Here is a 21929-nt window from a genome sequence, read left to right as displayed (position 1 = left end):
CCCGAGATGGGCAGCCTGCCTTGTTACGCTCACGAGGAAAGTGACAAGACAGTGCAAGATAGGATTTCAGGGCCCGGCGAGGGCCAACTCGGCAGCGGCCAGCTCACGCGCCGCCGCATCTTCGGCAAGAATCACCTCGAGGCCATCCACCGCCAGCGGCGGGCGCGCCTGCATGACGGCCTGCACCACTGCCGGGATACGATCGAAGGCCAGGCGACCCTCGAGGAAGGCAGCCACTGCCACCTCGTTGGCAGCATTCATCACCGCAGGCCAGGTACCGCCCGCCGCGATGGCCTCGCGCGCCAACCGCAGACACGGGAAGCGCGTCTCATCGGCGGCACGGAAATCGAGACGTGCGACCTGGAACAGGTCCAGCGGCTCGACGCCGGCATCGATACGCTCCGGCCATGCCAGCGCATAGGCGATCGGCGTGCGCATGTCCGGATTGCCCATCTGGGCCAGCACCGAGCCATCGCTGTAGGCCGCCATCGAGTGAATCACGCTCTGGGGATGCACGACCACCTGAATGTCATCCGGCCCGCAGGCGAACAGCCAGCAGGCCTCGATCAGCTCCAGCCCCTTGTTCATCAGGGTGGCGCTGTCGACGGAAATCTTGCGTCCCATCGACCAGTTGGGATGCGCGCAGGCTTCGTCCGGCGTCACCGTCGCCAGTCGCTCGGCAGGCCATTCGGCATCATCGCGGAACGGGCCACCGGAGGCGGTCAGCAACAGCTTCTCGACACCGATCGGCGCCAGGCCATCACGATGCCGGGCCGGCAGGCACTGGAAGATGGCGTTGTGCTCGGAATCGATCGGCAGCAGGGTCGCCCCGTGCTGTTTCACCGCATCCATGAACAGCTGCCCGGCACACACCAGCGCTTCCTTGTTGGCCAGCAGCACGCGCTTGCCGGCCCGCACCGCCGCCAGCGTCGGCAACAGGCCAGCCGCACCGACGATGGCAGCCATCACGCTATCGACTTCAGGCGCCTCACTGATGTCGACCAGCGCCTGCTCACCGTGGCGCACCTCGATGGGCGTGCCCTGATAGCTCTCGACGCCCTTGAGGGCCTCACTGAGCCATGCAGCCGCCTCGCACGAGGCGATCACCGCCACCTGCGGGCGATGCGTCAGACACAGCTCCAGCAGCGCCTCGTGACGCGTGGCAGCGCTGAGCGCATGCACTCGATAGCGCTCGGGATGGCGCGCGATCACATCCAGTGTACTGGACCCGATGGAGCCGGTCGCGCCGAGGATAGTGATGCGCTGCAACGCAGGTGCATCAGAAGGAGTCTCGTGATTCACGTTCACATTCGTGCTCACGCACCACCTCCCAGCACCCACGGCAACAGCAGGGCAAACAGCGGCACCGCCGCGGTCAGGCTGTCGATGCGATCCATCACGCCACCATGACCGGGCAGTAGATGGCTTGAGTCCTTCATCTGACGCTGGCGCTTGAACATGCTCTCGAGCAGGTCACCCAGCACCGAGACGGCTGTCACGCCCAGCGTGACCAGTAGCAGCGGCAGCCAGTCGGCCAGCCCCGCCAGCGCATAGCCGGTCGCCAGCAGACCGGTCGCCACCAGACCACCGTAGACGCCCTCCCAGGACTTGCCCGGGCTGACACGCGGCGCCAGCTTGCGCTTGCCGAAGCGCTTGCCGGAGAAGTAGGCACCGATATCGGCCGCCCACACCATCAGCAGCACATACAGCAGCCACTCGCCGCCACTGGCCTTGAGCTGCACGAAGCCGAACCAGGTCGGCAGCAGTGCCAGCACGCCGACGCCCAGCCGCACGCCGGTCGCCTGCCATTCCTGACTGGAGGCCGGATAGCGCATTACCCAGCGCAGATTGACCAGCCATGCCAGTGCCGCCAGATACAGCGGCCAACGCGCAAGAGCGCCATCGAGCTGCCAGACCAGCAGCATCAGCACGCTGAGCACCAGCGGGAACAGCAGGCGCGCCATGCCGGCACGCACGCCAGACAGATTGGACCACTCCCAGGCGGCCAGCGCGACGACAGCGCCGGTAAAGGTGGCAAAGGCGGCGCCGTCGAGGCCGAACAGCCCCCACAGCGCCAGCGGCGCGAGAATGAGCGCGGTGATGATTCGTTGTCTGAGCACTAGAGCCCCTCGGCGTCGAGTTGTTCGCTGGTCATGCCATAACGACGCTGACGCAGGGCGTAGGCGCTGAGCGCTTCATCGAAGGCTGCCGCATCGAAATCAGGCCACAGCACGGGCGAGAAATAGAACTCGGCATAGGCCAGCTGCCAGATCAGGAAGTTGGAGATACGCTGCTCACCGCTGGTGCGGATACACAGATCCACCTCCGGCAGATCGCTCAGGCACACTTCCGCCCCGAGACGTGACTCGTCGATGTCCGCTGCCTTGAGCTCGCCGCGCTCGACCTGCTCCGCCAGACGGCGAGCGGCCTCGGCGATATCCCAGCGGCCGCCATAGTTGGCGCAGATCACCACGTGCATGCCGCGATTGCCGCGCGTCATGTCTTCGGCGCTCTGGATATGCTTTTGAATCGAATTGGAAAAACGACTGCGCTCGCCGATGACCGAGAGTCGGATATCGTGGCGATGAAGCTTCTTGACCTCGCGCTTGAGCGCCAGCAGGAACAGCTCCATCAGCGCACTGACTTCATTGGCCGGGCGCTTCCAGTTCTCACTGGAGAAGGCGAACAGGGTCAGCACTTCCACGCCCTGCTCGGCAGCGCGACGGATGGTACTGCGGACAGTTTCGGCACCGGCGCGATGGCCGCGTATGCCAGCCCAGCCGCGGGACTTCGCCCAGCGGTTGTTGCCGTCCATGATGATCGCCACATGGCGTGGCGTGGAGGGGGAATTCGGTGACGTCATGGGGTCTCGCTACGAGCACCGGATGCCGCCGGCAGATGCCGGCGGCAGACCCGATCAGACCTGCATCAGGTCGGTTTCCTTGTGCTCCAGAGCACTGTCGACTTCCGCCACATACTTGTCGGTCAGCTTCTGGATCTCGTCTTCTCCGCGACGCGCGTCGTCCTCGGAGATGTCCTTGTCCTTGAGCAGGCTCTTGATGTCGCCGTTGGCATCACGACGCACATTGCGAAGCGCCACGCGGGCGTTTTCCGCTTCGGCGCGCGCCTGCTTGGTGTAACCACGACGAGTCTCTTCCGTCAGCATCGGCATCGGGACGCGAATCACGTCACCGGCGGTGGACGGGTTGAGACCCAGGTCAGAAGTCATGATGGCCTTCTCGACCTTCGGCACCATGGGCTTTTCCCACGGCACGACCGTCAGGGTACGCGCGTCTTCGGTGGTGATGTTGGCCACCTGATTCAGCGGTACCTGGCTACCATAGTAATCGACCGTCACGGCATCCAGGATGCTGGGATGCGCACGACCCGTACGGATCTTGCCGAAGGCGGCACCGAGGGACTCGATGGTCTTCTTCATGCGTGATTCGGCGTCTTTCTTGATGTCGTTGATCACAGTCTTACCCTCTATCAATCAGCGTGCCTTCCTTGCCACCCACCACCAGGTTGAGCAGCGCGCCTGCCTTGTTCATGTTGAACACCCGCACCGGCATGTCATGGTCACGTACCAGGCAGATGGCGGTCAAATCCATCACGCCAAGCTTCTGCTCCAGCGCATCATCGTAGCTGAGGCTGTCGTACTTCACGGCATCCGGGAACTTGACCGGGTCCTTGTCGTAGACACCATCCACCTTGGTTGCCTTGATGACGGCATCCGCGTCGATCTCGATACCGCGCAGACAGGCAGCGGAATCGGTAGTGAAGAACGGATTGCCGGTACCGGCGGAGAAGATGACCACATCGCCAGACGTCAGATAACGGATGGCGGTACGACGATCATAATGTTCTACCACGCCACTCATCGGGATGGCAGACATCACGCGCGAACGGATATTGGAGCGCTCCAGTGCATCACGCAGTGCCAGACCGTTCATGACGGTGGCCAGCATGCCCATGTGATCACCGGTCACGCGCTCCATGCCGGCTTCCTGCAGGGCTGCGCCACGGAACAGGTTGCCGCCACCGATGACGATGCCGACCTGGACACCGATGCCCACCAGCTGACCGATTTCCAGCGCCATGCGATCCAGCACCTTGGGGTCGATGCCGAAATCGCCATCACCCATCAGGGCCTCACCGGAAAGCTTGAGCAGTATGCGCTTGTACTTGGCATTGCGTTCAGCGGAAATGGTGGCCATGCGAATCTCTCCTGATACTGACATACGGGGACGGGGCGGCCCGAAGGCGGGGGCCAGATACACGATGGCGTGCGACTAAGCGCACGCCATCGTGAGAAGCGAAAACAGTCAGCCCTTACGCGCGGCTGGCCTGCTCACGGACTTCAGCTGCGAAGTCGACTTCTTCCTTCTCGATACCTTCACCGACTTCCATGCGAACGAAGGACACCACTTCACCGCCGGCAGCCTTGACGAACTCGGCGACGGTCTGGTTCGGGTCCTTGACGAACGGCTGTTCGGTCAGGCTGTTCTCGGCCAGGTACTTCTTCAGACGGCCCTGGGACATCTTCTCGGCGATTTCCGCCGGCTTGCCTGCCATGTCCGGCTGAGCAAGGATGATGGCCTTCTCGGCGTCCATCTGTTCCTGCGGCATGTCTGCCGGACGAGCACAGACCGGGTTGACGGCTGCGACGTGCATGGAAACGTCCTTGGCTGCGTCAGCGGTGCCGCCCTGCAGCAGGGTCAGTGCCGCGATGCGACCGCCGTGGACGTAACCACCGACGATGCCGCCAGCCGGTGCTTCAACCAGCTCGGCACGACGAACGGAGATGTTCTCACCGATCTTCTGAACCAGCTGACCACGAGTGTCTTCCAGCTCACCTTCCATCAGGGAGGCGATGTCGGTGTTCTTGGTTTCGAACACGCGGTCGGCGATCAGCTTGGTGAAGGCCTGGAAGTTGTCATCACGAGCGACGAAGTCGGTCTCGGAGTTGACTTCGACCATCACGCCGTAGCTGGCATCGTCGGCGACCTTGATGACGATGGCGCCTTCAGCGGCCACACGGCCAGCTTTCTTGGCGGCCTTCAGGCCGGAGTTCTTGCGCAGGTTCTCGATCGCGAGCTCGATGTCACCACCGGCTTCGGTAAGAGCCTTCTTGCATTCCATCATGCCGAGCGCGGTACGCTCACGCAGTTCCTTGACCATAGATGCGCTGATAGCTGCCATGGGATGAAACCTCTGTCGTGTCGACGTCTTTGAATACGGGAATTCGGTCACGACCGCTTGAACGGTCGCAAATGAGGGGGCCGTGGCCCCCTCATTGCCTGACCTGACTGCCGCCTGGCTAGGCCATGCCGCACCTAGTGTAGCGCAGCGTGTGTGACAGTCAGATCAAGCCGCCAGGATCACTCTGCTGCGTCTTCTTCAGAAGCAGTTTCGACGAACTCACCGGCCAGCTCTTCTTCCTTGTTCTTGCCACAGGCGCCTGCAATTGCCTGGACATAGATCTGGATGGCGCGGATGGAGTCATCGTTACCCGGGATGACGTAGTCCACGCCGTCCGGGTTGGAGTTGGTATCGACGACGCCGATGACCGGGATGCCCAGCTTGTTGGCTTCGTTGATCGCGATGCGCTCGTGGTCAACGTCGATCACGAACATTGCGTCCGGCAGGCCGCCCATGTCCTTGATACCGCCGATGGAACGCTCGAGCTTTTCCTGCTCACGAGTGGCCATCAGGACTTCTTTCTTGGTCAGCTTCGCGAAGGTACCGTCTTCATGCATCTGCTCGATTTCGCGCAGACGCTTGATGGACTGACGGATGGTCTTGAAGTTGGTCAGCATGCCGCCCAACCAGCGATGGTTGACGTACGGCTGGCCAGCCTTGCGAGCTTCTTCCTTGATGATCTTGCCGGCAGCGCGCTTGGTGCCCACGAACATGATCTTGTTGCCATTGGCAGCCATCTTCTCGACCACTGACACGGCTTCGTTCAGCGCCGGCAGGGTGTGCTCGAGGTTGATGATGTGGATCTTGTTGCGAGCGCCGAAGATGAACTTGGACATCTTCGGGTTCCAGTACTTGGTCTGGTGACCGAAGTGTGCGCCTGCCTTGAGCAGATCGCGCATGTTGACTTGCGCCATGTGAATATCTCCTGGATATCGGGTTGGGCCTCCACGTCCCCCATGGATCCGACCGCTTGCGCGGCACCCGGGACCATGTGACGGAACGTGTGTGGATTGGGGTTATGTACGTCAATCCTTCAATCTCGCCTCGGCCAGGCGCCCGGAGGTGGCCGATCGAGGAGAATTTGCAGGAAAGCGCGCGGCTTTATACCATAGCTCGACCACGATATGAAGTCGCCACTGCCCGACGCGGCATGCGATGCGTCGCGCCATTCCCCCGTCACGCGCGGCCTGGCGGCGTTTCATCCCTCTTATCTCCTGCCTCGAGTCCTCATGAACATTCCCATCAAGACAGCTGAAGAAATCGACAAGATGCGCGTCGCCGGCCGTCTGGCGGCTGAAGTGCTGGAGCTGCTCGACGAGCATGTCCGTCCCGGCGTCACCACGGGCGAGCTCAACCGCATCGCGCACCACCACATCACCGAAGTTCAGGGCTGCATTCCGGCGCCGCTCAACTACCACGGCTTCCCGAAATCGATCTGCACCTCGATCAATCACGTGGTCTGTCACGGCATCCCCGATGACAACAAGAAGCTCAAGAAAGGCGACATCCTCAACATCGACATCACCGTGATCAAGGACGGCTATCACGGCGACACCTCGAAGATGTACATCGTCGGCGAGCCGAGCATCCAGGCCGAGCGTCTGTGCCGCATCACCCAGGAATGCCTTTATAAAGGCATCGAGCTGGTACGTCCGGGCGTGCGCCTGTCAGAAATCGGTCGCGCGATCCAGAAGCATGCCGAAGCGGCTGGCTACAGTGTCGTGCGTGACTTCTGCGGCCACGGCATCGGCGCCGGCTTCCATGAAGACCCGCAGGTGCTGCACTATGACGGCTACGAAGCCCGTGCTGACGCCGAGCTTCTGGAAGGCATGTGCCTGACCATCGAGCCTATGGTCAATGTCGGTGGCTACAAGGTGAAGGTCCTCAAGGACGACTGGACGGCTGTCACCAAGGACAAGAGCCTCTCGGCCCAGTGGGAGCACACTCTGCTGGTCACCGCCACCGGCGTTGAGGTGCTGACACGTCGCACGGAAGAGGACCTCTCCTTCCTCGAGGGTTGATCAAGATGCTCCTGCACCACTATCACTTCGTCGAGCGTGAAGCGCTCTACGATGCCGTCACCCTGGACGGCGAGCTGGCCACGACGAAGACCCCCATCCCGCTGTTCAAGCGGGCTCTGGCACAGGTACAGGAGCGTCTCGAGGCTCGCTTCAAGGCGGGCGCCGACATCCGCGACCTCATCCATGGTCGTGCCCGCGCCATCGATCGCCTGCTGGCCATCGCCTGGCAACGTCAGGCCTGGCCGGATGACGGCATCGCCCTGCTCGCCGTGGGCGGCTACGGCCGTGGCGAGCTGCACCCGCATTCCGACATCGACCTGCTGCTGTTGCTGGAGCAGGACGACGACACGCCCTATCGTGAGGCGCTGTCCGACTTCATCACCTTCCTGTGGGACATCGGTCTCGAGATCGGCCAGTCCGTGCGCTCGCTGAATGACTGCGAACGTGAGGCACGCGCCGATGTCACCGTGATCACCAACCTGCTGGAATCCCGCGTCATCGCCGGCCCGCAGCGGCTGCGCGAGGCCATGCGCGAACGCCTGGCCACCGACCGCCTGTGGCCGGCCGAAGCCTTCTTCGAGGCCAAGTGGCAGGAGCAGATCGCGCGTCACCACAAGTTCGCCAACACCGAATACCACCTCGAACCCAACATCAAGTCGTCGCCGGGCGGCCTGCGTGACATCCAGATGATCGGCTGGGTCGCCAAGCGCCACTTCGGGGTCGAGCGCTACGACAACCTGGTCGCACTGGGCTTCATGAATGATGCCGAACTGCGCATTCTCAGCCAGGGCCAGGCCTTCCTGTGGCAGGTGCGCTTCGCGCTGCACATGCTGGCCGGGCGTGCCGAGGACCGGTTGCTATTCGACCACCAGCGCACCATCGCCGAGCTGTTCGGCTTCCGCGACACGCCCGAGCATCTGGCGGTCGAGCAGTTCATGAAGCGCTACTACCGCCATGTCACCGCCCTGGCGGGCCTCAATGACATGCTGCTGCAGCACTTCGACGAGGCCATCCTGCGTCATGACGAACCGGTCAACATCGTGCCGCTCAATCCGCGCTTCGAGATCCGCAGCGGCTACATCAGCCTGCGCGAGGAAGGCGTGTTCCGCCGCCGCCCCGCCGCGCTGCTGGAGCTGTTCCTGCTGATGGCGCAGCATCCGGAGATCGAGGGCGTGCGCGCCGACACCATCCGCGCGCTGCGTGATCATCGCCACCAGATCGACGACGCCTTCCGCGACGACGTGCGCCACCAGAGCCTGTTCATGGAGCTGATGCGCTGTGGCGGCAACGTGCCTCGCGTGCTCAAGCGCATGGCGCGCTACGGCATCCTCGGCAAGTACCTGCCGGCCTTCGGGCGTGCCGTGGGACTGATGCAGCATGACCTCTTTCACGTCTACACCGTCGATGCACACACGCTGCGTCTGCTCAAGGTCGCCCAGGAATTCCGCGCCCCCGATGCCGAGGAGGAGTTCCCGGTCGCCGCGACCCTGATCCGCGAGCTGCCCAAGCTGGAGCTGCTGTGGATCGCCGGGCTCTATCACGACATCGGCAAGGGCCGTGGCGGTGACCACTCCGAGATCGGCGCCGAGGAAGTCGAGGACTTCGCGCGCCGCCATGACCTCAGCCCGCGCGATACCCGTACGCTGAGCTGGCTGGTGCGCCACCACCTGCTGATGTCGATGACCGCCCAGAAGCAGGACATCGCCGACCCCGAGATCATCACGCGCTTCGCCGAGATCGTCGGCGACGAGACGCACCTCGATTATCTCTACGTGCTGACGGTGGCCGACATCAACGCCACCAACCCGTCGCTGTGGAACGGCTGGCGTGCGGCATTGCTGCGCCAGCTGCACATGGAGACGCGCCGGGCGCTGCGCCGTGGCCTCGAACATCCGCCGGAGCGCCACGAGTGGATCACCGAGACCCGTGAGGAGGCACTGTCCCTGCTGGCCGGCATGGGCACCGCCCGCACTGACGCCGAGGCGCTGTGGGCCAGCCTCGGCGACGACTACTTCGTACGCTACGCGCCCAGCGAGGTGGCCTGGCACACCCAGGGCATCCTGGCGCGCCAGGCGGCACCGCAGCTCGACGAGCATGGCGAGCCGCTGCCGCTGGTGCTGACCAGCGCGCCCACCGAGGAGATGACCGAAGGCGGCACCAAGGTCTTCATCCATACCCGCTCGGTGGACAACCTGTTCGCGGCCACCGCCGCGGCGCTGGAACAGCTGGGACTCTCGATCCACGATGCGCGCATCGCCACCTCCAGCCACAACTGGACGCTCAACACTTTCATCCTGCTCGACGATGAAGGTGAGCCGATCCGCGATGCCGCACGCCTGGCCGATATCCGCACCCATCTGGTCGAAGAGCTGGATGACCCGGATGACTACTCGGTGATCGTCAATCGTCACACGCCGCGCCAGCTCAAGCATTTCCGCATCGCGCCGCGCATCACGCTGAGCCAGGACTACACCAACGGCCGCAGCGTACTGGAAGTGATCGCCTCGGACCGCCCGGGCCTGCTGGCGCGCATCGGCCGCGTGTTCATGGAGCATGAGATCGCCATCGATGCCGCCAAGATCGCCACCCTCGGCGAGCGCGTCGAGGATATCTTCTTCATCACCGACCGCGCCGGCGAACCCATCACCGACCCCGAGCGCCAGACACGCCTGCGTGACGCCCTCACCGAAGTCCTTGAGGTCGGCGAGCGCGGCTGAGACGCGTGACGGCACATGACGGCACGTGACGAGAGTACAGAGGGAAAGCGCCGGCCGGCACCCCGCGATTGAGGGGACCGGTCGGCTTCCCTATAATCGCGAGTCGACCTGCATGGCAGTCCGGTGACTCGCGGACGCCTTCCTTCCTGCTCGGCCGGCAGCCTGACTGCCACGGCCATCACCCATGGAACGTGCATGAACCCGGATCTCGACCAGCTCAAGCCCTACCCGTTTGAAACCCTGGCCAAGCTGCGCGAGGGCGTCGTGCCCAATCCCGCCCTGGACCCGATTGCACTGACCATCGGCGAGCCGCGTCATGCGCCGCCCGAATTCGTGCTCGACACCCTGCGCGAGCACATCATGGGCGTGGCCAAATACCCCGCCACCGGCGGTCTGCCGGAATTGCGCCAGGCGATTGCCGACTGGCTCGAAAAGCGCTTCTCGCTCAACGCCACGCCGGATATCGATCAGCAGGTCCTGCCGGTCACCGGCACCCGCGAGGCACTGTTCGCCTTCATCCAGGCCTCGCTGGACAGCACGCGTCCGGCGCGCGTGCTGGTGCCGAATCCCTTCTATCAGATCTACGAAGGCGCGACGCTGCTGGCCGGCGGCGAGGTCACCTACCTGCCCTGCCCCGCCGAGAATGGCTTCCGTCCCGACTACGCCGCGGTGTCGGCTGAGGTATGGCGTGATACACAGATCGTCTTCGTCTGCTCGCCGGGCAACCCTACTGGCGCCGTGACACCGCTGGAGGACTTTCAGCAACTGATTCGCCTCGCCGACGAGCATGACTTCCTGATCGCCTCCGATGAGTGCTACTCGGAGCTGTACCTCGACGAGTCCATGCCGCCGCCGGGCCTGCTGCAAGCCTGTGCCGCCATGGACCGCGACGACTACGCGCGCTGCGTGGTCTTCCACTCGCTGTCCAAGCGCTCCAACCTACCGGGCCTGCGCTCCGGCTTCGTGGCCGGCGATGGCGAGGTGATCCGTCGCTTCCGCCACTACCGCACCTATCACGGCTGCGCGATGCCGCTGCATCACCAGTACGCCTCCATCACCGCCTGGAATGATGAAGACCATGTGCTGGCCAATCGCAATGCCTACCGCGAGAAATTTGCCGCCATGACCGAAATCCTTGCGCCGGTAATGGACTTCCCGACACCGGAAGCCAGCTTCTACCTGTATCCCGCTGTTCCTGGTGGTGACGATGCCGCCTTCACCCGCGAGCTGCTGCGTGAAGAGGCCGTCGGCGTACTGCCGGCAAGCTACATGGCGCGCGAGGTGGACGGCGTGAATCCGGGTGCCGGACGCATTCGTCTGGCGCTGGTGGCCGAACTGGAACAGACCGTCGAAGCCGCCCAGCGCCTGCGTCGCTTCGTCGAACGCCTGCGCTGAGGGCAAGACCCGCACGGGCTGACAGCGCCGCACTGACAGCGTTGCACTGGCAGATCAGCAGCGTACTGGACAGCAGCCCGACACTGGATGACAGCCCCGCCCGGCGGGGCGGATTGGCTCAAGGAGACCGCCATGCACGTGCTCTACGGCATCAAGACCTGCGATACCTGCCGCAAGGCGCGCCGCGCCCTCGACGACCGGGGCGTGCCCTACCGCTGGCATGACCTGCGCGAGGATGGTCTCTCCGCCAGCCTGCTGGAATCCTGGCTGGAGCAGACCGCCTGGAGCAGCCTGCTCAACAAGCGCAGCACCAGCTGGCGCAACCTGAGCGATGAACAACGTGACAGCCTCGATGCCAATTCGGCACGCGCATTGATGCTGGAGCACCCGACCCTGATCAAGCGTCCCATTCTCGAGCGTCATCCCGCCGACAATGAGATGGATCTGGTGATCGGCTATGACAAGGCGGTCTACGAACCGCAGGACTGAGTTACCCCTTACACCACTGGACACCCCGGAGATTGACACGATGTTGAGCCTTGCCCTCGGAATCGGCACCCAGAACACCACCGGCGACTGGCTGGAAGTCTACTATCCTGCCCCGCTGTTCAAGCCGACCGCTGCCGTTGTTGACGCCGCTCGCAAGGCACTGGACGCACCGGCTGGCACCACCGCCACCAGCTTCCTGCCGGAACACTGCGCCGCCCTGGCCAGCGCCCTGCGCGACGCCGGTGACAGCGCCCAGGCCGAACTGGCCGAGAGCCTGGCCGCCAGCCAGCGCCCGCTGGTCGCCATGTTCATCGAGGAAGATGCCGCCCCGCAGAGCGTGCCGGAGGTCTACCTCAAGCTGCATCTGCTGTCTCACCGTATGGTGCGCCCGCACGGCATCGACCTGACCGGCATGTTCGGTCTGCTCAAGAATGTCGCCTGGACCAGCGAAGGCGCCATCGACATCGAAGAACTGCCGACGCGTCGCCTCAAGGCCCGCCTGGAAGGCCGGACCCTGTCCGTGGACTGTGTCGACAAGTTCCCGAAGATGACCGACTACGTGGTGCCGACCGGCATTCGTATCGCCGATACCGCGCGTGTGCGCCTGGGCGCCTACCTGGGCGAAGGCACCACCGTGATGCACGAAGGGTTCTGCAACTTCAATGCCGGTACCGAAGGTCCGGGCATGATCGAAGGCCGCATCTCCGCGGGCGTCTTCGTCGGCAAGGGGTCTGATCTGGGCGGCGGTTGCTCCACCATGGGCACCCTGTCCGGTGGCGGCAACATCGTCATCAAGGTCGGTGAAGGCTGCCTGATCGGCGCCAATGCCGGTATCGGCATCCCGCTGGGCGATCGCTGCACCGTGGAAGCTGGCCTCTACATCACCGCCGGCACCAAGGTCATGGTCTTCGACAACGAAGGCCAGGAAGTCGAGACGGTTGCGGCCCGTGAGCTGGCGAGCCAGGACGACCTGCTGCTGCGCCGCAACTCCGTCACCGGCCGTGTCGAGTGCCGCACCAACAAGAGCGCCATCGCGCTCAATGATGCCCTGCACGCCCACAACTGAGGCGTGTGACGACAGCCTGCCGGAGACTCCCTCTCTGGCAGGCCGTCATGGTATTTCCCGGCTCGGGCAGCAGCGTCTGGGCCGGCGTGAAGACACTTCGCCTCTCCCCGAATTTCGCGCTGTCGCTCCTCGCGATGACGCCTGCAGCGATGGCCCATGATGACTGATTCAAACGCACCGCTTCCGCCACGCCCCGCCGATCTGTCTCCGACGCTGGAGCTGGCCTTCGATCTCATCTCACGCCCCTCGGTCACGCCGGACGACCTGGACTGCCAGACCCTGATGATCGAACGCCTCGAGGCGCTGGGCTTCACCATCACGCGGCTGCCCTTCGGTGATGTCGACAACTTCTGGGCAGTGCGTGGACATCATGGTCCGGTGCTGGCCTTCGCCGGCCACACCGATGTCGTGCCGACAGGCCCGGAAGCCAACTGGCAGTATCCGCCGTTCTCGCCGTGCATCGATGATGCCGGCTTCCTGTGTGGCCGTGGCGCCGCCGACATGAAGGGTTCACTGGCCGCGATGCTGACTGCCACCGAGCGCTTCGTGACCGCCAACCCGGACCACGAAGGACGCATCGCCTTCCTGATCACCTCCGACGAGGAAGGCCCGGCGGTTCACGGCACTCGTGCAGTGGTCGAGTACTTGCGTGAGCATCATGAGCGCCTCGATTACTGCATCGTCGGCGAACCGTCCTCCACCGACTACGCCGGGGACGTGATCAAGAATGGCCGTCGCGGCTCGCTGGGTGCAGTCATGCACATCAAGGGCATCCAGGGCCATGTGGCCTACCCGCATCTGGCGCGCAACCCGATCCACGATGCCGCCCCGGCCCTGGCTGACCTGGCTGCCGAGCATTGGGACAACGGCAATGACTTCTTCCCGGCGACCAGCTTCCAGATCTCCAACATCCGTGGCGGTACCGGCGCGACCAACGTCATCCCCGGCGAGCTGGAAGTGGTCTTCAACTTCCGTTACTCCACCGAGCTGACCGCCGATGACCTCAAGCGCCGCACCTATGAGATCCTCGAGAAGCACGGTCTGGACGTCGAGATCGAGTGGAACCTGAGCGGCGAGCCCTTCCTGACGCCGGAAGGCGCGCTGGTCGATGCGGCCGTGCACGGCGTGGAACGCGCACTGGGACGCAAGCCTGTCCTGTCCACCTCAGGCGGCACCTCCGATGGTCGCTTCATCGCCACTCTCGGCACTCAGGTCGTCGAGCTGGGGCCGGTCAATGCGACCATCCACAAGATCGATGAACGCGTCATGGCCAGCGATCTGGACCGACTCTCCAGCGCCTACGAGCACATCCTGGAATATCTGTTTGTCCCCGCGACCCAAGAGACCACGGCATGAGCGACACCCCGCACAATGACGCCGATGAGCAATATCCGGACATCGAGATCTACCTCAAGCCCTTGAGCCTGGAAGCACTGGGCGCCTGGCTGGGCGAGCAGTTCGGTCAGGTCGTCGTCTTCCAGCCGGCCGGCAAGCTGCAACACCGTACGCGCCTCACGCGAGATGGCGCCGAGATCGCGGTACTGGTTGTCGAGAAAGTCGCCGATGGCTTTGCCAGCCTGTGGTTCGACAGCGCCAGCACCCCTTGGGCGCGCGATGTCGACTGCGCACGCGCCGCCGCTCGGGCCCTGCAGGTCGAGACGCGCTGCTCGCTGGGCAGCTGGCAGCCCGGTGATGAGCCGGACCGCTTCTTCCGCGTCATGGCTGATGGCAGCGAAGAGGCCTTCACCTGGCCGGACAAGGGCTGAGTGACCCGTCCCTTCCGGCAAGACAAGCCCTGAAACGACAACGCCCCGCAGGCTGGCCTGCGGGGCGTTGTCGTCTTTCACTGAGCGAGTCAGCGATCAGGTGATGACCGTCACGTCATCCGCCTGCAGGCCACGCTCATTGCTGATGACGTGGTAACGCACTTTCTGACCTTCGGCCAAGGTACGGTGGCCCTTGCCACGTATGGCACGGAAGTGAACGAAGACATCTTCACCACTTTCACGGGTCACGAAACCGTAGCCCTTGTTGACGTTGAACCACTTGACCTCGCCGATCTCACGATCGTCGTCCTCGACTTCAGCCAGTACCGCAGAGCGCGGAGACAGCACCGGAATGGCAAGCGTCGCGATCAACAGCAGGATGAACACGGCCGCGACGGCAGCCGCGTACGCCAGCTCGAAGCCCTCGACGCTAAGCGCCTGGCTCAGGGTGTCGGCCAGCTGGCCGCCGGTCAGGGTGATGAAGACAGCAATCAGCAATGGTGCCGGCAGTGCCAGCAGCAGGCTGATGATGAAACAACGGAAGAACGTCTTGGAACTCATCAAGATAAACTCTCTAGGTAATGGGTGGAGGTGTAACGCGAGGGCAGAAATGAGTGCTTCGGATGATCCCTATCAGAATGTTCTGCCCTTGATCGCAATGGACAGCGCCTGACCGCACGACAGGGTTACAGCAGCTATCGTCAGTCGGGAAACTGCCTGAATGCAGCGCCTCACGGCGGTGCCCGTCACCGTCACCGATACACGCGAAGATACCTGTGCATCGCTCTGGTGACGTCGTGGCTCGTGATGCAGGTAACTCCACATCAGTCGATGGAACCGGCCCTGTCAATGACGCGCGAAGCGCAGGCGATCGAAGGCCGTCAATGGGTGCGATATACGAAAAACAAGTCAATCGCACTGTCAACAGTCTATCACGCCTCTTCCTGATGCGTCTGAGGCAACTCAGTGACAATCCTTAAACACTTTGCGGCACTTCGACAACGATCCTGGCAATGTTCCCGGCAACGACCGCAGCAACGATTCGGCGTGCCATCGTTCAGAAATCCTGGCATGAGTCGTCATCCAACGGCGGCCGTTTCCCCCTCTTGTCCCACCGCCCACACGGACCATTACCTCACCCTCTGGAGCCCAGATGCATGACAACCTCGACTGATCCCAACTTGGAAGCCCGACTGGAAGCACTGGAATCGCGCCTCGCGCATCAGGATGACTGGCTCGAGACCCTCGATGGCACCGTCATCGCCCAGCAGCGCCAGATAGATACCCTCGAGCGCCTCACCGCGCTGATGGCCAGCCAGCTCCGCACCCTGCGCGAACAGCAAGGCGATGCAGACTCGACAGCAACTTTCAGTGCGCAGCCACACGACGAGCTGCCACCCCATTACTGAGCCTCAGCCCTCCCAGCCAATTCCTGACAGGGCCTTGAACGCAGACCGGCCCCGCAGCGAGGCTGCGGGGCCGGTCGGGCAGTGCTGAATCAGACTTTCTTGAATCAGTCAGTGTTGCTACAGACTGGGCGATCTCAGGCGATGAGGCCGTCCAGATAACGCTCGGCATCCAGCGCCGCCATGCAGCCGGTACCGGCAGAGGTGATCGCCTGACGGTAGACATGGTCCATCACATCGCCGCAGGCATAGACGCCGGGGATGCTGGTCTGGGTGGCATTGCCTTCCAGACCGGACTGGACCTTGAGATAGCCGCCCTGCATCGCGAGCTGGCCTTCGAACAGGCTGGTATTCGGACGGTGGCCGATGGCGATGAACACGCCCATCGAGCTCAACTCCTTGGTGGCGCCGCTTTCGACATGACGCAGACGCACGCCGGTGACACCGGAGTTGTCGCCCAGCACTTCGTCGAGGGTGTGGTGCCATTCGACCGCCATGTTGCCGTTCTCGACCTTGTCGAACAACTTGTCCTGCAGGATCTTCTCGGCGCGTAGGCTGTCACGGCGATGCACCAACGTGACCTTGGAGGCGATGTTGGACAGGTACAGCGCTTCCTCGACAGCGGTGTTGCCACCACCGACCACCACGACTTCCTGATTGCGATAGAAGAAGCCGTCACAGGTCGCACAGGCCGAGACGCCCTGGCCCATGAACTGCTGCTCACTCGGCAGACCCAGGTACTGCGCGCTGGCGCCGGTAGCGATAATCAGGGCGTCACAGCTGTAGCTGCCGTTGTCGCCCTTGAGCAGGAAGGGGCGCTCACCGAGGGTCACTTCATTGATGTGATCGAACAGGATCTCGGTCTCGAAGCGCTCGGCGTGACGGCGCATGCGCTCCATCAGCTCCGGCCCCTGCACGCCGGCATCATCACCCGGCCAGTTGTCGACATCGGTGGTAGTGGTCAGCTGGCCACCCATCTGCATGCCGGTGATCAACAGCGGTTTGAGATTGGCACGCGCGGCATAGACGGCAGCGGTGTAACCCGCCGGGCCGGAACCAAGGATGATCAGACGTTCGTGACGGACATTGCTCATGGATGACCTCGAGACAGATAAAGGCGGAGAAATTCACCAGTCGCCGCAGCGACGGCTGATGATCAATGTGCTGAGCGATACGGACAGCGAGCGCGATCGGCATGGCTCAGGACACGGTGGTGATGGAACGGAGGACTGCGCAGAGTAGCGCAGACGGGCCAGGCTTTCAGCACTGCGCTCAGACCGGCATCGCAGATGCTTATGACGCAAGCTTCAGATACACGGAAGCCGCCGCCAGGGGCGACGGCTTCGGGTTCGCCTGCCTGTCGATACTCTCACGCAGAGGTGTCGAAGGCAGGCGCTCGATCAGTCAGCCATGGAATGCATGCACTGATCTCGTCCAGTAGCGACTTACAGGCTGCTGGAGTGGCCTGCCAGGTACTTGGCAACACCTTCAGCGGTGTCCTTCATGCCTTCCTGACCTTCTTCCCAGCCTGCCGGGCAGACTTCGCCGTTGGTCTGGTGGAACTGCAGGGCCTTGACCATGCGGACCATCTCGTCGACGTTACGACCCAGCGGCAGGTTGTTGACGACCTGGTGCTGAACGACACCATCTTCGTCGATCAGGAAGGAAGCGCGCAGAGCGACGCCAGCTTCCGGGTGCTCGATGCCGTATGCCTGGGTGACTTCGTGCTTGACGTCAGCCACGATCGGGAAGCCGACTTCACCGATGCCGCCAGCGTCCGGAGAGGTCTTGCGCCATGCGTGGTGAGTGAACTGGGAATCGATGGACACACCGATGACTTCGACGCCGAGTTCCTTGAACTTCGCCAGACGGTTGTCGTGGGCGATGATTTCAGACGGGCAAACGAAGGTGAAGTCCAGCGGCCAGAAGAACAGCACGCGCAGCTTGCCGTTGGAATCAGACAGCTTGTAGTTGTCGACGATGGTACCGTCGCCCAGCACTGCTGCGGCTTCGAAATCCGGGGCCTGACGTCCGACCAATACGCTCATGGTGATCTCCTGAGGAATAATGATGATAAAGGCAGCGGACCGCCTTTGTGATGAATCGCCACACAGACTAATCGCCACGTGTGGCAGATGCCAAATGTTTGCTGCAATCGCCACCATAGAGATTGCCTATGGCAGCTCGATGACGCCAACAGCGAGTGTCGGGATCATAAGTGACCTTGGCTGCAGAATACAGCATCTACCGCGCCCTGCCCCCTGCAAGCCTGTCACTTTGCGCCACTGACGCCTGCCGGCACCGGCTCCTGCGTGGCGTGAGTGAGAGATGCCGTCACAGCACGTCGTCATCCTGGCCGATATCCAGCCCTTCGAGCTCACCGCTGACCGGGTCGACCTGCTGGCGCACCTGGATCGGCTGACAGCAACGCTCGCAGTCGATGATGTTGGTCAGACTGCCCTCGTCCAGATCCAGGAACACCGTGAAAGGCGTGTCGCAGTAGGGGCAGTGGATTTCCGCCTCATGCAGCGCCTCATTGACCGCTCCTTCCTGCCTGTCTTCCAGCAACTCATGGCCCGGCCATTCATCGGACTGTCCCGAGGAATGCTCCGCCAGCCACTGTTCGACCGCCGCATCCAGAACCTCATCATCTTCCGGCAGCTCACCGGACTCGCTCGGTCTGCGCCCTTGTTCATTCATGACAGCCTCCATTGTGCCTGATGGTGAACGCGACGGACGTTGCGGACGGGCCCGTCTGGGGTGCCACCGTTCTGGATACCCCTGCCCCGGATACCACTGACCCGGATACCTCAGAGGCCGCATTCACGCCGCATGAGAGTCGTGGCGGCAAACTCTATGGCAGCGAACGCGACGCAGGGTTCCTTGCGTCACACTATCCTCGATGATGGTGTGCGCTTGAATTCCTGTCACATGATGACCATAGCCTTATACAGGTAACCATACGCGACCTGGCAGTCGCTCTCGCGACGCGTCGCATCCGGCCAAGGCACCTGACGCGCCTGTTGGATGACACTTCAGCAGTCTGGCCGGTGAAGACAACGACAAGGAGGAGAATCATGGGTTCCCAGCGCTCTCAGTCACTGGATTCGCTTGACACCCTCTCCGAGCTGGAAGTCGGAGACAAGCGCTATCACTACTACTCGCTAAAGAAGGCGGCCGACACGCTTGGCGACCTGACACGACTGCCCTTCACGCTCAAGGTGCTACTGGAAAACCAGCTGCGCTTCGAGGACGGTGAAACCGCGACCAAGGAAGACATCAAGGCACTGGCCGACTGGCAGAAGACCGCCTCCAGCACCCACGAGATCGGTTATCGTCCAGCGCGCGTACTGATGCAGGACTTCACCGGCGTACCCGGTGTGGTCGATCTGGCCTCCATGCGTGATGCCGTCAAGATACTCGGCGCCGACCCCGAGAAGGTCAATCCGCTGACTCCGGTGGACCTGGTCATCGACCACTCGGTGATGGTGGATCACTACGGCGATCCGAGCGCCTTCAAGGACAACGTGCGCATCGAGATGGAGCGCAACCGCGAACGTTACGAGTTTCTGCGCTGGGGCCAGCAGGCCTTCGACAACTTCTCCGTCGTCCCGCCAGGCACCGGTATCTGCCATCAGGTGAACCTGGAATACCTCGGCCGCGCTGTCTTCACCCGTGAAGTGGATGGCAAGACCTTCGCCTACCCCGATACCCTGGTCGGCACCGACTCCCATACCACCATGATCAACGGCCTCGGCGTTCTCGGCTGGGGCGTCGGCGGTATCGAGGCGGAAGCCGCGATGCTCGGTCAGCCGGTCTCGATGCTGATTCCGGAAGTGGTCGGCTTCAAGCTGACCGGCAAGCTCAACGAAGGCATCACCGCGACTGACCTGGTACTGACCGTCACCCAGATGCTGAGAAGCCGTGGCGTGGTCGGCAAATTCGTCGAGTTCTACGGTGATGGCCTGGATGACCTGCCGCTGGCGGACCGCGCGACCATCGCCAACATGGCGCCGGAGTATGGCGCTACCTGCGGCTTCTTCCCGCTGGATGACGAGACGCTCAACTACATGCGCCTGTCCGGTCGCTCCGATGAGCAGGTCGCGCTGGTCGAGGCCTATGCCAAGGAGCAGGGCCTGTGGCGCGAGCCGGGCCACGAGCCGGTCTTCTCCGATACGCTCGAGCTGGACATGACTGATGTCGTCGCCTCCCTCGCCGGCCCCAAACGCCCGCAGGACCGCGTCGCGCTCACTGACATCAAGCAGACCTTCGAGAAGATTCTCGGCGATCAACTGGGAGAAGTGCCGGACATCGAGGACGGCAAGTGGCTGTCCGAAGGTGGCCAGACCGCCGTCGATGTCGAGCAGAGCTACGACAAGCAGAGCGAGGTGAAGAACGGCGATTACAGCGAGCTGAATGGCGAGACCTTCCGCCTCGACCACGGCGATGTGGTCATCGCCGCCATCACCTCCTGCACCAACACCTCCAACCCCAGCGTGATGCTGGCGGCAGGCCTGGTGGCACGCAAGGCGCGTGAGAAAGGCCTGAGCAGCAAGCCGTGGGTCAAGACCTCTCTGGCGCCGGGCTCCAAGGTCGTCACCGACTACCTGGCGACTGCCGGCGTGCAGGATGACCTCAACGAGCTGGGCTTCAACCTGGTCGGCTATGGCTGCACCACCTGTATCGGCAACTCCGGGCCGCTGCCGGAACCGGTCGAGGACGCCATCAATGCGCGCGACCTGACGGTCGCCTCGGTGCTGTCGGGCAACCGCAACTTCGAGGGACGCGTGCATCCCAACGTGCGTACCAACTGGCTGGCGTCGCCGCCCCTGGTGGTCGCCTATGCTCTCGCCGGCACCGTGCGGGTCGATCTCTCCAAGGAGCCGCTGGGCAAGGACACCGAGGGCAATGACGTCTTCCTCAAGGACATCTGGCCGAGTCAGGCCGAGATCGCCGAGGCCATCGAGCAGGTACGTACCGAGATGTATCGCAAGGAGTACGCCGAGGTCTTCGACGGTGATGAGACCTGGCAGGCCATCGACGTGCCGGAAGCCGAAGTGTATGAGTGGAAGGATTCCACCTACATCCAGCATCCGCCGTTCTTCGAAGGCATGCAGCGTGAGCCCGAAGCCGTTCAGGATGTCGAGAATGCCCGCGTGCTGGCGATGCTCGGTGACTCGGTGACCACCGACCACATCTCGCCGGCCGGCGCCATCAAGCCGGACAGCCCGGCGGGTCGCTACCTCAAGGAGAACGGGGTCGAGGTCAAGGACTTCAACTCCTACGGCTCGCGTCGCGGCAACCACGAAGTGATGATGCGCGGCACCTTCGCCAACGTGCGTATCCGCAACGAGATGCTCGATGGTGTCGAGGGCGGCGAGACCCGCCACGTGCCGTCCGGCGAGCAGATGGCCATCTACGATGCCGCCATGAAGTACGCCGAGGAAGGCACGCCGCTGGTGGTCGTCGCCGGCAAGGAGTACGGCACCGGCTCCTCACGTGACTGGGCCGCCAAGGGCACCCTGCTGCTGGGCGTGCGTGCGGTGATCGCCGAGTCCTACGAGCGCATCCACCGCTCCAACCTGATCGGTATGGGCGTGGTGCCGCTGCAGTTCCCACAAGGCGAGAGCCGCCAGTCGCTGGGGCTGACCGGTGATGAGGAAATCAGCATTAGCGGCCTGAATGACCTGACGGCCGGCGGCAAGGTCCAGGTCACCTTCAAGAGCGACAAGGGTGAGCAGAAGATCGAGGCGCTGTGCCGCATCGATACCGACAACGAGCTGGAGTACTACCGCCACGGCGGCATCCTCCACTACGTGCTGCGCGGCATGCTGTAACCCGCCAGCCGCTCACCGCAGCGCTGACTG

Annotated in this window: 20 protein-coding genes; 9 read left to right on the top strand and 11 right to left on the bottom strand. The window is 63.2% G+C overall.

Annotation, left to right across the window (positions count from 1 at the left end; translation table 11 throughout):
* Positions 1 to 66: 66 nt before the first annotated feature.
* The 7 genes from ispC to rpsB all read right to left on the bottom strand — a co-directional run bounded on the left by ispC (position 67) and on the right by rpsB (position 6116).
* Positions 67 to 1320, bottom strand: coding sequence for a 1-deoxy-D-xylulose-5-phosphate reductoisomerase (gene ispC / locus MKZ40_RS12265; RefSeq protein ID WP_282627910.1), 1254 nt, complete (start codon positions 1318 to 1320; stop codon positions 67 to 69).
* On the bottom strand, positions 1317 to 2120 hold the full coding sequence (locus MKZ40_RS12260; RefSeq protein WP_175089672.1) for a phosphatidate cytidylyltransferase: 804 nt from the start codon (positions 2118 to 2120) through the stop codon (positions 1317 to 1319). The genes ispC and MKZ40_RS12260 overlap by 4 nt, the downstream gene beginning before the upstream one ends.
* Positions 2120 to 2863, bottom strand: a complete 744-nt coding sequence (gene uppS / locus MKZ40_RS12255; protein WP_175089673.1) for a polyprenyl diphosphate synthase — start codon at positions 2861 to 2863, stop codon at positions 2120 to 2122. The genes MKZ40_RS12260 and uppS overlap by 1 nt, the downstream gene beginning before the upstream one ends.
* A 54-nt stretch (positions 2864 to 2917) precedes the next feature.
* Positions 2918 to 3475, bottom strand: a complete 558-nt coding sequence (frr, locus tag MKZ40_RS12250) for a ribosome recycling factor (protein ID WP_043333023.1) — start codon at positions 3473 to 3475, stop codon at positions 2918 to 2920.
* Positions 3476 to 3479: 4 nt separating this feature from the next.
* On the bottom strand, positions 3480 to 4217 hold the full coding sequence (gene pyrH, locus MKZ40_RS12245; protein ID WP_253064173.1) for a UMP kinase: 738 nt from the start codon (positions 4215 to 4217) through the stop codon (positions 3480 to 3482).
* Between the two features lie 115 nt (positions 4218 to 4332).
* Positions 4333 to 5202, bottom strand: a complete 870-nt coding sequence (tsf, locus tag MKZ40_RS12240) for a translation elongation factor Ts (RefSeq protein WP_175089675.1) — start codon at positions 5200 to 5202, stop codon at positions 4333 to 4335.
* Between the two features lie 179 nt (positions 5203 to 5381).
* The gene (rpsB, locus tag MKZ40_RS12235; protein ID WP_175089676.1) at positions 5382 to 6116 is read right to left on the bottom strand and encodes a 30S ribosomal protein S2; all 735 of its coding nucleotides are present in this window, start codon (positions 6114 to 6116) and stop codon (positions 5382 to 5384) included.
* Positions 6117 to 6431: 315 nt separating this feature from the next.
* Here rpsB and map point away from each other — a divergent pair, with 315 nt between their 5' ends.
* The 7 genes from map (at position 6432) to MKZ40_RS12200 (ending at position 14656) form a co-directional block, all read left to right on the top strand.
* A complete protein-coding gene (map, locus tag MKZ40_RS12230; protein ID WP_175089677.1) occupies positions 6432 to 7223 on the top strand; it encodes a type I methionyl aminopeptidase in 792 nt (263 codons plus the stop codon).
* A 5-nt stretch (positions 7224 to 7228) separates the two neighbouring features.
* On the top strand, positions 7229 to 9940 hold the full coding sequence (locus MKZ40_RS12225) for a [protein-PII] uridylyltransferase (RefSeq protein ID WP_175089678.1): 2712 nt from the start codon (positions 7229 to 7231) through the stop codon (positions 9938 to 9940).
* Positions 9941 to 10135: 195 nt separating this feature from the next.
* Positions 10136 to 11335 carry a succinyldiaminopimelate transaminase gene (gene dapC / locus MKZ40_RS12220; RefSeq protein ID WP_175089679.1) on the top strand — a complete coding sequence of 400 codons (1200 nt, stop codon included), beginning with the start codon at positions 10136 to 10138 and terminating at the stop codon, positions 11333 to 11335.
* 132 nt (positions 11336 to 11467) lie between these two features.
* Entirely contained in the window at positions 11468 to 11824 is a 357-nt protein-coding gene (locus MKZ40_RS12215) for an ArsC family reductase (protein WP_043333033.1), read from the top strand.
* A gap of 40 nt (positions 11825 to 11864) precedes the next feature.
* Positions 11865 to 12890 carry a 2,3,4,5-tetrahydropyridine-2,6-dicarboxylate N-succinyltransferase gene (dapD, locus tag MKZ40_RS12210; protein WP_175089680.1) on the top strand — a complete coding sequence of 342 codons (1026 nt, stop codon included), beginning with the start codon at positions 11865 to 11867 and terminating at the stop codon, positions 12888 to 12890.
* Between the two features lie 156 nt (positions 12891 to 13046).
* Complete coding sequence (gene dapE, locus MKZ40_RS12205) at positions 13047 to 14246, top strand: succinyl-diaminopimelate desuccinylase (protein WP_282627907.1); 1200 nt, start codon at positions 13047 to 13049, stop codon at positions 14244 to 14246.
* Positions 14243 to 14656: a hypothetical protein gene (locus MKZ40_RS12200; RefSeq protein WP_043333036.1), complete on the top strand. Its 414-nt coding sequence runs from the start codon at positions 14243 to 14245 to the stop codon at positions 14654 to 14656. The genes dapE and MKZ40_RS12200 overlap by 4 nt, the downstream gene beginning before the upstream one ends.
* A gap of 96 nt (positions 14657 to 14752) precedes the next feature.
* Here the strand turns inward: MKZ40_RS12200 and MKZ40_RS12195 are convergent, their stop codons facing one another.
* Positions 14753 to 15217 carry a cold-shock protein gene (locus MKZ40_RS12195; RefSeq protein ID WP_043333039.1) on the bottom strand — a complete coding sequence of 155 codons (465 nt, stop codon included), beginning with the start codon at positions 15215 to 15217 and terminating at the stop codon, positions 14753 to 14755.
* Between the two features lie 596 nt (positions 15218 to 15813).
* Between MKZ40_RS12195 and MKZ40_RS12190 the strand changes: the two genes are divergently transcribed.
* Positions 15814 to 16065 carry a SlyX family protein gene (locus MKZ40_RS12190; protein ID WP_175089681.1) on the top strand — a complete coding sequence of 84 codons (252 nt, stop codon included), beginning with the start codon at positions 15814 to 15816 and terminating at the stop codon, positions 16063 to 16065.
* A gap of 134 nt (positions 16066 to 16199) precedes the next feature.
* Here the strand turns inward: MKZ40_RS12190 and trxB are convergent, their stop codons facing one another.
* From trxB to MKZ40_RS12175, 3 genes are all read right to left on the bottom strand, one after another.
* Positions 16200 to 17156, bottom strand: coding sequence for a thioredoxin-disulfide reductase (trxB, locus tag MKZ40_RS12185; RefSeq protein ID WP_175089682.1), 957 nt, complete (start codon positions 17154 to 17156; stop codon positions 16200 to 16202).
* A 351-nt stretch (positions 17157 to 17507) separates the two neighbouring features.
* Entirely contained in the window at positions 17508 to 18110 is a 603-nt protein-coding gene (locus tag MKZ40_RS12180; RefSeq protein WP_043333044.1) for a peroxiredoxin, read from the bottom strand.
* Positions 18111 to 18396: 286 nt separating this feature from the next.
* The gene (locus MKZ40_RS12175; RefSeq protein ID WP_175089683.1) at positions 18397 to 18762 is read right to left on the bottom strand and encodes a CPXCG motif-containing cysteine-rich protein; all 366 of its coding nucleotides are present in this window, start codon (positions 18760 to 18762) and stop codon (positions 18397 to 18399) included.
* Between the two features lie 377 nt (positions 18763 to 19139).
* On the opposite strand from MKZ40_RS12175, the gene acnA reads away from it, so the two are divergent.
* Positions 19140 to 21899, top strand: coding sequence for an aconitate hydratase AcnA (acnA, locus tag MKZ40_RS12170; RefSeq protein ID WP_175089684.1), 2760 nt, complete (start codon positions 19140 to 19142; stop codon positions 21897 to 21899).
* The last annotated feature ends 30 nt before the right edge of the window (positions 21900 to 21929 follow it).

It is taken from the genome of Cobetia sp. BMC6 (assembly GCF_029991385.1).
GTDB lineage: Bacteria > Pseudomonadota > Gammaproteobacteria > Pseudomonadales > Halomonadaceae > Cobetia.
The sequence above is the reverse complement of the archived record's forward strand: the minus strand, read 5'-3'. Positions and strand labels throughout refer to the sequence as shown.

Bases quoted from the DNA above. Each gene is read 5' to 3' on its own strand.
- MKZ40_RS12215 (WP_043333033.1), top strand. From the start codon at position 11,468: ATGCACGTGCTCTACGGCATCAAGACCTGCGATACCTGCCGCAAGGCG.
- MKZ40_RS12180 (WP_043333044.1), bottom strand. From the start codon at position 18,110: ATGAGCGTATTGGTCGGACGTCAGGCCCCGGATTTCGAAGCCGCAGCA.
- pyrH (WP_253064173.1), bottom strand. From the start codon at position 4,217: ATGGCCACCATTTCCGCTGAACGCAATGCCAAGTACAAGCGCATACTG.
- uppS (WP_175089673.1), bottom strand. From the start codon at position 2,863: ATGACGTCACCGAATTCCCCCTCCACGCCACGCCATGTGGCGATCATC.
- rpsB (WP_175089676.1), bottom strand. From the start codon at position 6,116: ATGGCGCAAGTCAACATGCGCGATCTGCTCAAGGCAGGCGCACACTTC.
- dapE (WP_282627907.1), top strand. From the start codon at position 13,047: ATGATGACTGATTCAAACGCACCGCTTCCGCCACGCCCCGCCGATCTG.
- MKZ40_RS12190 (WP_175089681.1), top strand. From the start codon at position 15,814: ATGACAACCTCGACTGATCCCAACTTGGAAGCCCGACTGGAAGCACTG.
- dapD (WP_175089680.1), top strand. From the start codon at position 11,865: ATGTTGAGCCTTGCCCTCGGAATCGGCACCCAGAACACCACCGGCGAC.
- MKZ40_RS12175 (WP_175089683.1), bottom strand. From the start codon at position 18,762: ATGAATGAACAAGGGCGCAGACCGAGCGAGTCCGGTGAGCTGCCGGAA.
- trxB (WP_175089682.1), bottom strand. From the start codon at position 17,156: ATGAGCAATGTCCGTCACGAACGTCTGATCATCCTTGGTTCCGGCCCG.
- MKZ40_RS12200 (WP_043333036.1), top strand. From the start codon at position 14,243: ATGAGCGACACCCCGCACAATGACGCCGATGAGCAATATCCGGACATC.
- MKZ40_RS12225 (WP_175089678.1), top strand. From the start codon at position 7,229: ATGCTCCTGCACCACTATCACTTCGTCGAGCGTGAAGCGCTCTACGAT.
- MKZ40_RS12195 (WP_043333039.1), bottom strand. From the start codon at position 15,217: ATGAGTTCCAAGACGTTCTTCCGTTGTTTCATCATCAGCCTGCTGCTG.
- map (WP_175089677.1), top strand. From the start codon at position 6,432: ATGAACATTCCCATCAAGACAGCTGAAGAAATCGACAAGATGCGCGTC.
- tsf (WP_175089675.1), bottom strand. From the start codon at position 5,202: ATGGCAGCTATCAGCGCATCTATGGTCAAGGAACTGCGTGAGCGTACC.
- dapC (WP_175089679.1), top strand. From the start codon at position 10,136: ATGAACCCGGATCTCGACCAGCTCAAGCCCTACCCGTTTGAAACCCTG.
- acnA (WP_175089684.1), top strand. From the start codon at position 19,140: ATGGGTTCCCAGCGCTCTCAGTCACTGGATTCGCTTGACACCCTCTCC.